This window comes from Halomonas sp. SSL-5 (assembly GCF_030708455.1).
Lineage (GTDB): Bacteria > Pseudomonadota > Gammaproteobacteria > Pseudomonadales > Halomonadaceae > Halomonas.
Genome location: NZ_JAUYWF010000005.1, coordinates 75,356 through 90,617, shown reverse-complemented (window position 1 = coordinate 90,617; position 15,262 = coordinate 75,356). Strand labels below are relative to the sequence as shown.

Genomic DNA, 15,262 nt, shown 5'->3' with positions numbered 1-15,262 from the left:
GTCCCTCAGACTCAGGCGGAAAGGGCTTCGGAGAGGCGGTTCAATCGACCACGCACCGACCCGTCGATGACGGTATCGCCGGCACGCAGGATGACACCACCGAGAAGCTCGGGATCCACCTGAGTGGTAATGGAGATTTCGCGATTCAGGCGCTTCTTGAGCGCGCCGGAGAGCTTGTCCTGCTGTGCCTTGGTGAGCTTGTAGGCCGATACCACGGTAACGTCGACGCGCTTCTCGTGGTCGGCGAGCAGCGTCTCGAACTGTTCGCGGATAGCGGCGAGCGCCGGCAGGCGCCCCTTCTCCCCCAGGGTGGCGAGGAAGCGGGCGGCAGCCTCATCGAGGTCGACCTCCGCCAGCTCGACCACCATGGCCACCTTGCGCTCGACGTCGAGCTTGGGGCTGGAGAGAAGCTTGAGCGCTTCACGGCTCGTTACCACCATGGCCAGCTTGTTCAGCCAGTCGGACCAGGTATCCAGCGTCTGGTGATCGCGTGCGTACTCGAACGCCGCCTTGGCATAGGGCCTGGCAACGGTAGACAGTTCCGCCATGGATCACCTCCTCACAGTTCGGCGGCAAGCTCGTCGAGCAGCTTGCGATGGGCCTTTTCGTCGATGGAGGCTTCCAGGACACGCTCGGCACCGGTGACCGCCAGGCGGGACACCTGGGCACGCAGCTCGTCCTTGGCGCGATTGACTTCCTGCTCGATCTCGGCGCGGGCGGAGGCGACGATGCGCTCACCTTCGACGCGGGCCTGCTCGCGAGCCTCCTCGACCATCTGGGAGGAACGCTTGTTGGCCTGCTCGAGAATCTGAGAAGCCTGTTCCTTGCTCTCGCGCAGCGTCTGCTCGGCACGCTCCTGGGCTAGCTCCAGGTCACGCGAGGCACGGCTGGCCGCATCCAGGCCGTCAGCAATCTTCTTCTGGCGCTCGTGGAGCGCGTTGCTGATCGGCGGCCACACGTACTTTATGCAGAACCAGACAAAGATCGCGAAGGCGATCGTCTGCCCGATCAGCGTCATGTTGATATTCACGGGGCGGTACCTCTGACAGGTTCGTGTTGACCGGAAACAAGCAAACCGAGCGCATGGCGCTCGGTGCTGTCATGTATTAGCCGGCAACGACGAAGATCAGGTACATCGCGATACCCACGCCGATCATCGGCACGGCGTCCAGCAGGCCGGCCATCAGGAAGGTCTTGGTCTGCAGCTGGTCGCCCAGCTCCGGCTGACGCGCGGTGGATTCGAGCAGCTTGCCACCCAGGATGGCGAAGCCGATGCCGGTACCCAGAGCGCCCAGGCCGATCATGAGGGAGGCAGCGATATAGACGAGTTCCATGGTAATGCTCCTGATTGAGAGTAGTTACGGGTTAAGGGTTTAGGGTTGAGGTTAAGGGTGTTGCAAGGGTATCGACTTCAGTGGTGCTCGTGGGCCTGGCTCAGGTAGACGACAGACAGCACGGTAAAGATGAAGGCCTGCAGGGTGATGATCAGGATGTGGAAGATGGCCCAGGGCACGTTCAGGGTCCACATCACCCAGAAGGGCAGCAGGGCGATCAGGATGAAGATCACCTCGCCGGCGAACATGTTGCCGAAAAGACGCAGGCCGAGGCTGAGCGGCTTGACCAGCAGCCCGATGATCTCCATGACCAGGTTGAAGGGAATCAGCGACCAGTGGTTGAAGGGCGTCAGTGACAGCTCCTTGGCGAAGCCACCGGCTCCCTTGACCTTGATGCTGTAGTAGATGATCAGGGCGAACACGCCGATGGCCATGCCCAGGGTGGCATTGGGATCGGTGGTGGGCACGATCTTCATGTACTCGATGCCGAGGCGGGCGAACAGCTCCGGCGCATAGTCCACCGGAATCAGCTTGAGCAGGTTCATCAGGAAGATCCAGACGAACAGCGTCAGTGCCAGGGGGGCGATCACCGGATTGCGGCCATGGAAGGCGCCACGCACGGTGAGCTCGACGAACTCGATGATCATCTCGACGACGTTCTGCAGCGGTCCGGGGACGCCGGTGGTCGCCATCTTGCCGGCCTTGCGGAACAGCCAGATGAACAGCACGCCCATGGCGATGGACCAGCCCATGGTATCCAGGTGGATGGCCCAGAAGCCCATCTCGCTGGCCTCTGCGCCACTATGCGCCAGCGACCAGCCGTTCTCGGGGTGGTGGCCGAAGGTCAGGTTCTGGAGGTGGTGCTGTATATAGTTAGCCGCCGTGTTATCACTGCCTGCTGCCATGCGAAGTTCACCTCGGTTGAGGGGTCGACCGCTCGCGCCTTAGCCAGGGTGCCAGCCAGGGCATGAGATGGGTCGCCACGTATGCGCTGAAGAAAGAAATCGGGTTTGAGGGGGGCACGGCCACGAAGACCATTGCCAGCAGTGCCACCGTCAAACCGAACTTGCCCGCTTCCGCGCGATAAAGGTTCATCACGAACCGCTGCGCCTGTCGACCGCCGCGTGCCTGGCCGCTTCGCCAGACGAAGAACGCCTGGGGAACCAGCCCGACCAGGGCGCCCGAAAGCGCGGACTGTCCTGCATCCATGCCGCCGAGCAGGGCCGCCGCCGCTATCACGACGAGCATTCCCAGCGCTTCCAGTCGCAACAGGCGCCAGCCCAGAGTACGCCGGCGGGTGACGGGATGTCTCATCGTCTTCTCGCCGCTCCCTTGGTCGGGTCAGGCGCAAGGCCAAAACCACCGCGGATTATAGGGAAGCCCCCCCGGCGCTTCAACTGAAGCGCCACGCTTTCCGCGTGATTTCCGGTCATTTTTCGACCAAAGGCGCAGAAATTGTCGACAGCTTGACACCCATCATGCCGCATCGCCTAGCGAATGTGTTCCAGGATGCCATCCAGCTCATCGAGGCTCGAGTAGCGAATGGTCACGCGCCCCTTGCCACCGCGGCCATGCTGGATCTTCACCGGCGCGCCCAGCACCTCGCCCAGGCGAGTCTCCAGCCGGGCGACGTCGGGACTCACCGGCGCCGGCTCGGCCTTGCCGGGGTCCCCCTCGGCGAGGCGTTTCACCAGCGCCTCGGTAGCGCGCACGGTGAGATCCTGGTTGACCACCTCATGGGCGGCCCGGCGCTGCTTGGCCGCGGAGAGCACGAGCAGGGCCCGCGCATGGCCCATGTCCAGGTCGCCGCGCTCGAGCAGGGTCTGCACCTCGGGGTCGAGGGCCAGCAGGCGCAGCAGGTTGGTGACCTGGGTCCGGGACTTGCCCACCGCGTCGGCGACCTGCTGCTGGGTGAGCTCGAACTCCTCCAGCAGGCGCTTGAGGGCCATCGCCTCCTCGACCGGATTGAGGTTCTCGCGCTGGATGTTCTCGATCAGCGCCAGGGCCAGGGCCACCTCGTCGCTGACCTCGCGGATCACCGCGGGGATGACGTCGAGCTCGGCCAGCTGGGCGGCTCGCCAGCGGCGCTCGCCGGCGATGATCTCGTAGCGGTCCTCGGCCACGGGCCGCACCACGATGGGCTGCATCACCCCCTGGGCACGAATCGAGTCGGCCAGCTCCTCCAGCGCCTCGGGCTGGATGTCGCGGCGGGGTTGGTACTTGCCGCGGGTGAGCTGGCCCAGCGGCAGGCGCTCGAGACGCTCGGCCGGTGCCGGTTCGGTGGCGGGGTTGCTGGTCGCCACCTCGCCCTCGGCGAGTTCCACCTCGGGCAGATCGAGACTCTCGCGGCGGCGGGCATTGCTGCCGATCAGGGCATCCAGGCCGCGTCCCAGGGCGCGTTTACGCGTCATCGACATTCCCTCATCACTGATGTTGCACAACAGGAGTTACAGCGACAGGCGCCGAATCAGTTCCTTGGCCAGCACCCGGTGGGCCTGGCTGCCCCGCGAGAAGCGCGCGTACTTGGTCACCGGCAGGCCATGGCTGGGCGCCTCGGCGACCCGCACGTTGCGCGGGATGGTGACCTTGAGCAGGGTCTCGCCGAAGTAGTCGCGAAGCTGCTTGGTGATGTCGCGGGTCAGGCTGTTGCGGGCATCGAACATGGTGCGCAGGATGCCGTAGATCTCGATCCGGGGATTCACGCTGTCCTTGATCTGCTCCACGGTGTCGAGCAGCGCCGAGAGGCCCTCCAGGGCGTAGAACTCGCACTGCAGCGGAATCAGCACGCCGTGGGCGGCGGTGAGGCCATTGACGGTGAGCATGTTGAGCGACGGTGGGCAGTCGATCAGCACCACATCGTACTCGTCCGCCACGCCGGCCAGGGCGTTCTCCAGACAGCGCTCACGGCCCGCCTCGCGATCGAGCAGCGCCACCTCGGCGGCGGTGAGGTCGCCGTTGCCCGGCAGCAGGGCATAGCCGGCCTCGGGGCAGTCGAGGATCACCCCGGCGGCGTCGCGCTCGCCCAGCAGCACTTCCAGCACGCTGCCTTCCAGTTCGTGCTTGTCGATGCCGCTGCCCATGGTCGCATGGCCCTGGGGATCGAGGTCGACCAGCAGCACGCGACGATCCAGCGCCGCCAGGCTGGCGGCGAGGTTGACCGCGGTGGTGGTCTTGCCGACGCCACCCTTCTGGTTGGTCAAGGCGATGATCTTGGTCACGGGCAACTCCGTTGCGGGGAAACGCGGGTTGTCAGGAAGCCGGGGCTTGCGTCCGGCGCTCGAGCACCACCAGCAGGCGCGTGCCGACCTCGAAGGGCACCTCGAGGAGATGGCGGGCCACCGGCGCGACCTCCGCCGGCAAGCCGGCGAGCTCCTCGTCCACGGCGGGGCCCTTCATGGCGAGCCACTGACCGCCCGGGGCCACGCACTCGCGGGTCAGCGAGACGAAGTCGCCCAGGCTGGCGAAGGCCCGCGAGATGACCTGCTCATAGCGCTCGTCGAAGGCCTCGATCCGCGCCTGCACCGGCGTCACGTTGGCGAGGCCAAGCTCCATCGCCGCCTGGCGCTGGAAGCGTACCTTCTTGCCGTTGCTGTCGAGCAGGGTCACCTCCAGCTCGGGCTTGAGGATCGCCAGCACCAGCCCCGGGAAGCCTGGTCCGGCCCCCACGTCGAGCAGCGTTCGACCGCTCAGATAGGGCAGCACCGCGGCGCTGTCGAGCAGGTGGCGGGAGACCATCTCCTCGGCAGAGCGTATCGCGGTGAGGTTATAGGCGCGGTTCCACTTGTGCAACAGCCCGACCAGGGCGAGCAGCCGACGGCGCTGGCCGGGGTCCACGGCGATGCCCAGCCGCTCGAGCCCCTGGTCGAGGCGCGTCGCCACGGCGTCTGTGCTGGCCGTCATGCGCTGGCCGCCTTGTGATCGTCGAGGAGCCGACGCTTCTTGAGGTGTATCAACAGGATCGACACCGCCGCCGGGGTGACCCCGGAGATGCGCGAGGCCTGGGCCAGGGTCTCGGGGCGCGCCTCGGCGAGCTTCTGTCGGATCTCGTGGGAGAGCCCGTCGACGCGGGTGTAGTCGAGGTCGACCGGCAGCGGGGTGGCCTCATGACGCTTGAGCTTGGCGATCTCGTCGCGCTGGCGATCGATGTAGCCCTGATACTTGGCCTGGATCTGCACCTGTTCGGCGGCCGCCTCGTCGCTCAGCGGGTGACCCTCGATGCCCGGCAGGTCGGCCACGTCGGCATAGCCCAGTTCGGGACGCTTGAGCAGGTCCATCAGGCTGTACTCCCGCGCCGGCGCCTTGCCGGTCTTCTCGGCGATACGCCGCGCCGCCTCGCTGCCGGGCTGCACCCAGCTGGCCTTGAGTCGGGTGCTCTCGCGCTCGATTGACTCGCGCTTTTCGCTGAGGGCCGCCCAGCGGGCATCGTCCACCAGCCCCAGCGTGCGGCCCATCTCGGTGAGACGCAGGTCGGCATTGTCCTCGCGCAGCAGCAGACGGTACTCGGCCCGGGAGGTAAACATGCGGTAGGGCTCCTTCGTGCCCAGGGTGATCAGGTCATCCACCAGCACGCCGAGATAGGCCTCGTCGCGACCCGGGCACCAGGCCTCGAGCCCCTGCGCGCGGCGGGCGGCGTTGAGACCCGCCAGCAAGCCCTGGGCGCCGGCCTCCTCGTAGCCGGTGGTGCCGTTGATCTGACCCGCGAAGAAGAGGTTGGCGATGAACTTCGTCTCCAGGGAGTGCCGCAGGTCCCGCGGATCGAAGAAGTCGTACTCGATGGCGTAACCGGGACGGGTGATATGGGCGTTCTCCAGCCCGCGCATGGAGCGCACCACCTGCAGTTGCACATCGAAGGGCAGCGAGGTGGAGATGCCGTTGGGGTAGAGCTCGTGGGTGTCGAGCCCCTCGGGCTCGATGAAGACCTGATGGCTCGTCTTGTCGGCGAAGCGGTGGACCTTGTCCTCGATGGAGGGACAGTAGCGCGGCCCGACCCCCTCGATCATGCCGGAGTACATCGGCGAACGGTCGAGGTTGGCGTGGATGATCTCGTGGGTGCGCTCGTTGGTGTGGGCGATATGACAGCTCACCTGGCGCGGGTGCTGGTCGCGACTGCCCATGAACGACATCACCGGGGTCGGGGTGTCTCCCGGCTGCTCCTCGAGCTTCGCAAAGTCGAGGCTCCTGGCATCGAGGCGCGGCGGGGTGCCGGTCTTGAGGCGATCGACCCGGAACGGCAGGGCGCGCAGTCGCTCGGCCAGGCGGTTGGAGGGCGGGTCGCCGGCACGACCGCCGCGGGTGCTGTCGAGCCCGATATGGATCACGCCGCCGAGGAAGGTTCCGGTGCACAGCACCACGCTCTCGCCGAGGAAGCGGATACCGGTCTCGGTGACCACGCCTCGCACCTGATCGTTGTCGACGATCAGGTCGCCGGCGGCCTGCTGGAACAGCGTCAGGTTGGGCTGGTTCTCCAGCATGCCGCGGATGGCCGCCTTGTAGCGTACCCGGTCGGCCTGGGCCCGGGTGGCGCGCACCGCTGGGCCCTTGCGGCCGTTGAGCACTCGAAACTGGATTCCGCCGAGGTCGGTGGCCAGTGCCATGGCACCGCCCAGGGCATCGATCTCCTTCACGAGGTGGCTCTTGCCGATGCCGCCGATGGCCGGATTGCAGGACATCTGGCCGAGAGTCTCGATGTTGTGGGTCAGCAGCAGGGTACGAGAGCCCATGCGAGCAGCGGCCAGGGCGGCTTCGGTTCCCGCATGGCCGCCGCCGATGACGATCACGTCGAAGCGGTCGGGATAATCCAAGGTGCACCTCGTTGGCGCCGCGGCGCCTGTCTTTCTGTCAGAGGGTGAAATCAGCCCGGCAGTATAAACCCCCTGTGGGTAATCGTCAGGGTTTTCCACACTCGGTTTCGCGCCGGGACCGGTTCCTCCGCACCTATCAATTAATATCAGTATATAAATAAAGAAGTTCTGTTGTGGTTGTTACTACTGGTGTGGACAAAAGTCGTGGATAAACCATTTTATCCCATTTTCTTCAATAGCTTGCATTGTTGACCATACACAGGATAAACGGCTTACAGCCTGCGGACTAGCGGTCCCGAGCCTGTGGATGGAATCCCGCCTTGTCCACAGAGGCAGTGCTGCACCGCTTGTCCACCGGCGGGTACCAGGCTTGTGCCCGCGGCTGTGAACAACTGGGCCATTTATCCACGAGCCCCTCCAGCATGGGCCCCGAAGCCGGAATTCGGGGCGCCAGAAAAAATTCTGTCCACAGACGAAAAAAGGGCCCTGCCGCCACGCGGCAGGGCCCTTTTCAGCGTGCTGAAGCCGATCCTGAGTCGTTGAGGTGAGTCCTCGAGTCAGTACTTGAGTACCCGCGAGAGGAAACTGCGGGTGCGCTCATCGTTCGGGCTATCGAAGATCGTCTCCGGCGGGGCCACCTCGGCGATCTCCCCCTGGTGGACATAGATGACCCGATCGGCCACTTCCCGGGCGAAGCCCATCTCATGGGTGACGATGATCATGGTCATGCCTTCCCGGGCCAGCTCGCGCATGGCGTCGAGGACCTCGCCGATCATCTCCGGGTCCAGCGCCGAGGTGGGCTCATCGAACAGCATCAGCCGCGGCTCCATGGCCAGGGCGCGGGCCAGGGCGACGCGCTGCTGCTGGCCACCGGAGAGCTGGGTCGGGTACTTGTCGGCCTGGTCGGCGATGCCGACCCGTTCCAGCAGGCGTTCGGCGGTCTCCACCGCGTCCTCCTGGCTCCAGCCACGCACCTTCCTGGGCGCCAGGCTGACGTTGTCGCGCACGCTCAGGTGGGGGAAGAGGTTGAACTGCTGGAACACCATGCCGACCTCGGTACGGATCTTCTGCAGCGCGCGGCCGCTCTTGCCGTGGGGGGTCAGCTCGTTGCCGTCCACCTCGATGTGCCCGTCCTGGAACTCCTCCAGGCCGTTGATGCAGCGGATCAGGGTCGACTTGCCGGAGCCGCTGGCGCCGATGATCACCACCACCTCACCGGGCATTACCTCCAGGTCGATGTCCTTGAGCACGTGCAGCTTGCCGAAGTGCTTGTTGACCTTCTCCATGCGGACGATGGCCGTGGTCGTGTTCTCGTTCTGTGTCATGTGATTGGCCTCCCTCGCTCTTTTTTTAACCCCATCACTGGCCGACCAGGCCACGGCGCTCGAGCTGGCGCAGCAGGATCGACAGGGTCCAGGTGATGGCCAGGTAGAGCATTGCCACCATCAGGTATACCTCCATGGCGGTGAAGGTGGTGGCGATATAGATCTGCCCCTGACGCACCAGCTCACCGACCCCGATCACCGAGAACAGCGAGGTGTCCTTGATGCTGATGATGGCCTGGTTGCCCAGCGGCGGGATCATGCGGCGCAGGGCCTGGGGCCAGATCACGTAGCGGAATGCCTGGGTGCGTGACAGGCCCAGGGAGAGCGAGGCCTCGCGCTGGCCGCGCTCGATGGACTGCACGCCGCCTCGCACCACCTCGGAGATATAGGCGCCGGAGTTGACGGCGATGGCGGCGATCCCCGCGGTCAGGGCGTTGATCGGTTCGCCGAGGATCTGCGGCAGGCCATAGAAGATGAACAGCACCTGCACCAGGATGGGGGTGCCGCGAAATACCTCGATATAGAAGATGGCAGGCAGGCGCAGCCACAATAGCGGGCTGATGCGCATGAGGCCGAAGATGATGCCGATCACGAAGCCGATGGCGAGGCCACCGAAGGAGATCAGTAGCGTCCAGGGAACGCCCGGCAGCAGGTGGGGTATCGAGCTGAAGGCAGCCGCCCAGTCGAATTGGAAGGTCACGTCCACGAGGTGGTCTCCGGGAGCGTTGAACGACACGGGGCCGGGTGGTCATGCCGCCCGGCCCCGCGGACTCGCGTGTCGCCCTCAGGGCGACGCTATCGGGAGGGGTGTCGCGTCAGTCGTCGCTGGGCGCCTCGCCGAACCACTTCGCGTAGATCTCATCGTAGGTGCCGTCCTCCTGCATCTCGGCCAGGGCCTGGTTGACCGGTTCGACCCACTCGCTGCCCTTGTGGAAGACGATGCCGTACTGCTGGCCCTCATAGAGGGGCCCCACCACCTTGGTGCGGCCTTCGCCACGGGTCTGGGCGAAGTAGCCGACGTTGGGCGCATCGTAGAAGGCGGCGTCGACGTTACGTCCGAGCAGCGCCATGTACATGTCGGAGGTTCCCGGGTAGGGAGTGATCTCGGCGCTGTCGCCCAGGTTCTCCTGGAGGAAGTCGTAGCTGGTGGAGCCGATCTTGGTGGCCACCGTCAGGCCTTCGAGGTCCTCGAGGGTCTCCACTTCGTCGTTGTCGGCACGCACCATGATGCGCAGGCCGGAATCGTAGTAGGGGTCGGAGAAGTCGACGATCTCGGCGCGCTCTTCGGTGATGGTCACACCGGCGATGGCGATCTCCTGGCTGCCGGTCTGGATGGCCGGGATGATGCCGTTGAACTCCATGGTGGTCAGGTTGACGTCGAAGCCGGCGCGTTCGGCGACCTCGTGGATGATGTCCATATCGAAGCCGACCATCTCGCCGGTCTCGGTATCCAGCATCTCGAAGGGAACGAAGCTGGGGTCGGTGACCACGTTGACGGTGGTGTCCTGGGCCAGGGCGGAACCGGCCAGGCCGGTGCCCAACGCCAGGGCGCTGGCCAGGAGGGTGTGCTTCAGGAGGGGTGAAGCCAGAGTAGATTGTTTCATGAGATTCCCCGTTCTTGGGTCTTTTCTGATGGGACTCGCCATTTCAACCTTGGCGAGATTCCCGCAGAGCGTCAAGTCGGGGGTTCTCACGTTCCGCGCGCCGGCGCGGCGCCGCTACACCATGAAGGAGGCGCCACAGCCGCAGGTGGTGGTGGCATTGGGGTTCTGGACCAGGAAGCGGGCGCCGGCCAGGCCCTCCTCGTAGTCAACGGTGGAGCCGACCAGGTACTGGTAGGAGAGCGGGTCGACCACCAGCGCCACGTCGCCGAACGGGATGACGGTGTCGTCATCTGCCGCCTCGTCGGCGAAATCGAAACCGTACTGGAAGCCCGAGCAGCCGCCGCCGGTGACATAGACCCGCAGCTTAAGCTGGCGGTTGCCCTCCTCTTCGATCAGCGCACGCAGCCGGGCCCTTGCGCTGTCGGACAGCATCAGGGGCGTAGGGACGAAGGATTCGGCTTCGCTCATGGAGGACTCCAGGGGAAGGAAGTGTGACCGGTCATTATCCGCAATCCCCAGCAAAATGGTCAACTTTCCGACAGGTTATTCGGGCTATCCCAAGGGGAGGTCTACGAGGAGGCGCTGTGAATACTTCCCTGTACGCTACCGACGCCCTGCTTCGCTCTCGCGTCCCGCTTCGCTTGCAGGACCGGTGCTTGCCATCCATGGCCAGCCCGTTCGGAGCAGTGCTCCTCACCCCTGGCGTAGGACCTCCTCAGCGACCTCCCCTTGGCGCCCTCAACCGGCTCAGGGCATCATCGCGGGGGCGGCGAGCCCGGCGTTCTCGTCGAAGCCGAACATCAGGTTGAGGTTGTGGATCGCCTGGCCCGAAGCCCCCTTGACCAGGTTATCGATCACCGAGAGCACCACCACGGTATCGCCGTCGCCGGGCCGGTGCACGGCGAGCCGGCAGAGGTTGGCACCCTTGACGCTGCGGGTCTCGGGGTGACTGCCGGGGGGCATGACGTCGACGAAGGGCTCGCCGGCGAAGCGTGTCTCGAACAGCGCCTGAAGATCGCCGGGATCGCCGGTGAGGCGGCCATAGAGGGTGGCGTGGATGCCCCGGATCATCGGCGTCAGGTGGGGCACGAAGGTCAGGCCGACGGAACGGCTGGCGGCATCGCCCAGGCCCTGGCGAATCTCCGGCAGGTGGCGGTGGCCGCTCGCGCCGTAGGCCTTCATGGATTCGCTGGCCTCGGCCAGCAGCGAGGGCACCTTGGCGCCCCGGCCGGCACCGGTGACCCCCGACTTGCAGTCGGCGATGACATGCTCGGCATCGATCAGGCCCGCCTCGAGCAGCGGCAAGAGGCCGAGCTGGACGGCGGTGGGATAGCAGCCGGGCACGGCGATCAGGCGTGCCTGGCGGATCCGCTCGCGGTTGACCTCCGGCAGGCCGTAGACGGCTTCGTCGAGCAGCTCGGGAGCGCCGTGGGGCTGGCCGTACCATTCGGCCCACTCCGCGGCATCTCGCAGCCGGAAGTCGGCGGAGAGGTCGATGACTCGGGTGCCGCGCTCGAGCAGCTCGCCGGCGAGGGCGTGGGCCACGCCGTGGGGGGTGGCGAAGAACACCGCATCGCAGGCGCCCAGGCGGTCGGCATCCGGTTCGCTGAACGCCAGGTCGTCATAGTGGCCGCGCAGGTTGGGGTACATCTCGGCGACACCCATGCCCGCCTCGGAGCGCGAGGTGATCGCCTCGACCTCCACTTCGGGATGCTGGGCCAGCAGCCTGAGCAGTTCGACGCCGGTGTACCCGGTGCCGCCGACGATTCCGACCTTGATCACGAGAGACTCCTTGATTGACGAAAAGGGAGGACGCCCCGAAAGCGCCGGGCTGTCATCGCCCTGCGGGAATATGATACACAGGTGAAGGACCGGAAGGGTCGTCACTCAGTCGTAAAGGAAACCGCGACGTGCCGCGTTTGCCTCGCCTCGATGCCGGTCAAGGACTGGAGCGCTTTCGACAACAGCTTGCCAATGTGGATGCCCTGCCGCAACTCTGCGTTCTGGGCGTCGTGGCAGGGATTCTGACCGGTATCCTGATGGTGGGGTTCCGCAGCCTGCTGGAGCTGGGCGGGCTGTGGCTGTTTCCCACCGACAGTCCCGAGGCATTCGAATCCATGTCGCCGGCGCTGCGCAGCCTGATGCCGCTGGGTGCGGCGCTGCTGATCGGCCTGTGGATGTGGTTCACCCCCCAGGTCGGCCGCCAGGTCGGGGTGGTGCACGTGATCGACCGCCTGGCCTATCACCAGGGACGTTTCCCGCTGCGCAACTGGCTGACCCAGTGGGTGGTGGGCCTGATCTCGGTGCTGGGGGGGCTCTCCGCCGGCCGCGAGGGGCCGGCCATTCACCTGGGGGCTGCCGCCTCCAGCGGCCTGGGCCAGCGTCTGCGCCTGCCCCACAACAGCCTGCGGGTACTGGTCGCCTGTGGCACCGCGGCGGGCATCGCCGCCTCCTTCAACACGCCCATCGCCGGGGTCATCTTCGCCATGGAAGTGGTGATGATGGAGTACACCATCATCGGCTTCATGCCGGTGATCCTGGCCTCCACCATGGGCGCGGTGGTGGCCCAGCTGGTCTATGGTCCCGACCCTGCCATCGGTGTGCCCGACCTGCATCTCAATTCCCTGCTCGACCTGCCCTGGATCATCGTCAGTGCCCTGGTGATCGGCCTGCTGGCCGGCCTGTTCGTCAGGGTCTCGCGGCTGGGACCGCGCCTGGAACGCCTGCCCATGGCGCTGCGCTTCCTGATGGCCGGCGGCGCCGTGGCCGCCGTGGCCTGGTGGTATCCCCAGGTGCAGGGCATGGGCTACGACACCCTCCAGGCCACCCTCAGCGGCTCGGTGGCGATGGACGTGCTGCTCGCCGTGGCCATCGGCAAGCTGCTGCTCACCGCCGGCACCGTGGCCTGCGGGATTCCGGTGAGCATCATCGGCCCGGTGCTGGTGGTCGGCGGCGCGGCCGGTGCGCTGTGTGGCATGGCCGGCCAGTGGCTGCTGCCCATCGAGGCCTCCGACCCGACGCTCTACGCCATGCTCGGCATGGCGGCGATGATGGGCGCGGTACTGCAGGCGCCGCTGGCGGCGCTGATGGCGCTGCTCGAGCTGACCCACAACCCGAATATCATCCTGCCCGGCATGCTGGCGGTGGTGGTTTCCTGCCTGACCGCGCGTCAGCTGTGTCGCTGTGGTGGCTTCTTCCTCAGCGTCACGCGCCAGGGACTGCATCCCCTGCAGCAGCCGCTGATGCAGGCGCTCTCACGGGTCTCGGTGCCGGCGGTAATGGAGCGTCGACTGGTGCGTACCCAGCGCATGGTGACCCGCGAGAAGGCGCGCGGGCTGCTGGAATCGGAACCGGTGTGGATCCTGATCGAGCGCTCCAGCGACGACAAGCCGGTGCTGGCGCTCAAGGCCGCCGACCTGGCCCGTTGGCTCACCGAGCAGGCCGCGGAGGAGGAGAAGCGCGCCGTCGAGGAGGGCGAGGTGCAAGCGCCCGCCGAGCAGGCGGCGACGGAGGCCATCGGCGAGGAGAAGCCGGCGAAGAAGCGCCGGAAGATCAAGGAGAAGGTCAGGGAGAAGGAGGAGCCGCCAGAGGTGGACCTGCTGGAGATTCCCGGCGTGCGCCTGGAACTGGCCCCCATCGAGCTGCAGGCCACCCTCTCCGAGGCCTTCAACAAGCTCAACGACTCGATGCTCGATGCCCTCTACGTGGAGCACGGCCATCGGCCGAAGCAGAAGCGGATTTCCGGTATCATCACCCGCGGCGCCATCGAGCGCTTCTACCGCGTCGACGACTGACGCCGCCCCACTTTCCCCTACCCCCGCAAGGAGCTCCCATGACCCTGTGGTTCAAGGCGCTGCACCTGATCGCCATGGTCACCTGGTTCGCCGCCCTCTTCTACCTGCCGCGGCTCTACGTCTATCACGCCATGGCGCGCGACCGCGGCGAGCAGCAGGCGATCGATCACTTCCTGGTCATGGAGCGCAAGCTCTATCGCGGCATCATGACCCCCTCCATGATCGCCGTGCTGCTCTTCGGCGGCGTCATGCTGGTGCTCAATCCCGGCTGGCTGACCCAGGGCTGGATGCATGTCAAGCTGCTGTTGGTAGCGCTGCTGGTGGGCTATCACCACGTCTGCCTGATCTACCTGAAGCAGTTCGCCGAGGCGCGCTGCAAGCGTGGCCACGTGTTCTTCCGCTGGTTCAACGAGTTGCCGGTGATTGCCCTGCTGATCATCATCTTCCTCGCCGTGCTCAAGCCGTTCTGATGGCGCCCATCGATAACCATGACCCCCATCTGCCGGTCGTGCTGGTGCTGGCCGGGCACGATCCCACCGGTGGTGCCGGCCTGGTGGCCGACGCCGAGGCGGTAGCCGCCGGGGGGGGCTGGGCGCTCACCGTTCCCACCGCCCTGACCGTGCAGTCCTGCACCGATGTCTCGAGGGTGATGCCCGCCGATCCGGCGATCATGCGCGAAAGTGTCGCCGCCCTCGACGCGTTCGAGGTGGCGGCGATCAAGATCGGCCTGGTGCCCGACCTGGCGACCCTGGATGCCGTCACCGATATCCTCGAGCGCTTCCCCGGGGTGCCGGTGGTGGCCGATCCGGTGCTGCGCGCCGGCGGCGGGAGTGAGTTATCCACAACCGAGCTGGTCGACGCCTACCGCGCGCGGCTGCTGCCTCGGGTGGATATCCTCACCCCCAATCGCGGAGAACTGGCGCGGCTGTCCCCCGGCCTTCTGCAGGATACCGAACGGGCCGTGGCGCTGATGCACCTGGGCTGTCAGGCGGTGCTGGTGACCGGCACCGATGATCCGGCGCCGGGTACACCGGAGGCACGAGTGTCGCATACGCTGCATACCCCGGACCAGAGCCGGCAGTGGAGCTGGCCGCGGCTGGTGGGGTGTTTCCACGGCTCGGGCTGTACCATGGCGGCCTTCCTGGCGACGCGGCTGGCCGTCGGCGAGTCGCTGGTGGCGGCCTGCGAGCAGGCCCAGGCGTTCACCTGGGATGCCCTGGCCCATGGCTGGCGACCCGGCGAGGGCCAGGCGCTGCCGCGGCGCCTCTGGCGACTGCCGACGGTGCCGACGCCTGGAGCGCCCGCTTCTCACTGAGAGGGGGTATGGCCTTTGGCGGCCGGAGCATCGAGAATGGAAGAAAGCAATAGCTTATCCAGAGAACTATCCACAGCCTCGAGGACACG

Annotated in this window: 17 protein-coding genes; 3 read left to right on the top strand and 14 right to left on the bottom strand. The window is 66.2% G+C overall.

Annotated features, from left to right (window positions below):
* Positions 1–11 precede the first annotated feature (11 nt).
* The 14 genes from RAN53_RS07300 to argC form a co-directional block, all read right to left on the bottom strand.
* Positions 12–548 carry a F0F1 ATP synthase subunit delta gene (locus RAN53_RS07300; protein WP_305796163.1) on the bottom strand — a complete coding sequence of 179 codons (537 nt, stop codon included), beginning with the start codon at positions 546–548 and terminating at the stop codon, positions 12–14.
* Positions 549–559: 11 nt separating this feature from the next.
* Positions 560–1,030 carry a F0F1 ATP synthase subunit B gene (locus RAN53_RS07295; RefSeq protein ID WP_161431912.1) on the bottom strand — a complete coding sequence of 157 codons (471 nt, stop codon included), beginning with the start codon at positions 1,028–1,030 and terminating at the stop codon, positions 560–562.
* A 76-nt stretch (positions 1,031–1,106) separates the two neighbouring features.
* Entirely contained in the window at positions 1,107–1,334 is a 228-nt protein-coding gene (atpE, locus tag RAN53_RS07290; protein WP_023006402.1) for a F0F1 ATP synthase subunit C, read from the bottom strand.
* 77 nt (positions 1,335–1,411) lie between these two features.
* Positions 1,412–2,239 carry a F0F1 ATP synthase subunit A gene (gene atpB / locus RAN53_RS07285; protein WP_305796162.1) on the bottom strand — a complete coding sequence of 276 codons (828 nt, stop codon included), beginning with the start codon at positions 2,237–2,239 and terminating at the stop codon, positions 1,412–1,414.
* 7 nt (positions 2,240–2,246) lie between these two features.
* Positions 2,247–2,648, bottom strand: a complete 402-nt coding sequence (locus RAN53_RS07280) for an ATP synthase subunit I (RefSeq protein WP_305796161.1) — start codon at positions 2,646–2,648, stop codon at positions 2,247–2,249.
* A 176-nt stretch (positions 2,649–2,824) separates the two neighbouring features.
* Positions 2,825–3,745, bottom strand: a complete 921-nt coding sequence (locus tag RAN53_RS07275; protein ID WP_305796160.1) for a ParB/RepB/Spo0J family partition protein — start codon at positions 3,743–3,745, stop codon at positions 2,825–2,827.
* 36 nt (positions 3,746–3,781) lie between these two features.
* Positions 3,782–4,552, bottom strand: a complete 771-nt coding sequence (locus RAN53_RS07270) for a ParA family protein (RefSeq protein WP_305796159.1) — start codon at positions 4,550–4,552, stop codon at positions 3,782–3,784.
* 31 nt (positions 4,553–4,583) lie between these two features.
* The gene (rsmG, locus tag RAN53_RS07265) at positions 4,584–5,234 is read right to left on the bottom strand and encodes a 16S rRNA (guanine(527)-N(7))-methyltransferase RsmG (RefSeq protein WP_305796158.1); all 651 of its coding nucleotides are present in this window, start codon (positions 5,232–5,234) and stop codon (positions 4,584–4,586) included.
* Positions 5,231–7,135, bottom strand: coding sequence for a tRNA uridine-5-carboxymethylaminomethyl(34) synthesis enzyme MnmG (gene mnmG, locus RAN53_RS07260; RefSeq protein WP_305796157.1), 1,905 nt, complete (start codon positions 7,133–7,135; stop codon positions 5,231–5,233). Before mnmG ends, rsmG begins: the two co-directional genes overlap by 4 nt.
* 557 nt (positions 7,136–7,692) lie before the next feature.
* Positions 7,693–8,460 carry an amino acid ABC transporter ATP-binding protein gene (locus tag RAN53_RS07255; protein ID WP_305796156.1) on the bottom strand — a complete coding sequence of 256 codons (768 nt, stop codon included), beginning with the start codon at positions 8,458–8,460 and terminating at the stop codon, positions 7,693–7,695.
* A gap of 34 nt (positions 8,461–8,494) precedes the next feature.
* Positions 8,495–9,166, bottom strand: a complete 672-nt coding sequence (locus tag RAN53_RS07250; protein WP_305796155.1) for an amino acid ABC transporter permease — start codon at positions 9,164–9,166, stop codon at positions 8,495–8,497.
* Between the two features lie 109 nt (positions 9,167–9,275).
* Positions 9,276–10,064: a transporter substrate-binding domain-containing protein gene (locus RAN53_RS07245; protein WP_305796154.1), complete on the bottom strand. Its 789-nt coding sequence runs from the start codon at positions 10,062–10,064 to the stop codon at positions 9,276–9,278.
* 114 nt (positions 10,065–10,178) lie between these two features.
* Positions 10,179–10,532 carry an iron-sulfur cluster insertion protein ErpA gene (erpA, locus tag RAN53_RS07240; RefSeq protein ID WP_305796153.1) on the bottom strand — a complete coding sequence of 118 codons (354 nt, stop codon included), beginning with the start codon at positions 10,530–10,532 and terminating at the stop codon, positions 10,179–10,181.
* Positions 10,533–10,811: 279 nt separating this feature from the next.
* Positions 10,812–11,846, bottom strand: a complete 1,035-nt coding sequence (gene argC, locus RAN53_RS07235) for an N-acetyl-gamma-glutamyl-phosphate reductase (protein ID WP_305796152.1) — start codon at positions 11,844–11,846, stop codon at positions 10,812–10,814.
* 128 nt (positions 11,847–11,974) lie between these two features.
* Here argC and RAN53_RS07230 point away from each other — a divergent pair, with 128 nt between their 5' ends.
* The 3 genes from RAN53_RS07230 to thiD are packed head-to-tail and all read left to right on the top strand — an operon-like array spanning position 11,975 to position 15,173.
* On the top strand, positions 11,975–13,858 hold the full coding sequence (locus RAN53_RS07230) for a chloride channel protein (RefSeq protein ID WP_305796151.1): 1,884 nt from the start codon (positions 11,975–11,977) through the stop codon (positions 13,856–13,858).
* Between the two features lie 38 nt (positions 13,859–13,896).
* Entirely contained in the window at positions 13,897–14,328 is a 432-nt protein-coding gene (gene hemJ, locus RAN53_RS07225; protein WP_305796150.1) for a protoporphyrinogen oxidase HemJ, read from the top strand.
* The gene (gene thiD, locus RAN53_RS07220; protein ID WP_305796149.1) at positions 14,328–15,173 is read left to right on the top strand and encodes a bifunctional hydroxymethylpyrimidine kinase/phosphomethylpyrimidine kinase; all 846 of its coding nucleotides are present in this window, start codon (positions 14,328–14,330) and stop codon (positions 15,171–15,173) included. The genes hemJ and thiD overlap by 1 nt, the downstream gene beginning before the upstream one ends.
* The last annotated feature ends 89 nt before the right edge of the window (positions 15,174–15,262 follow it).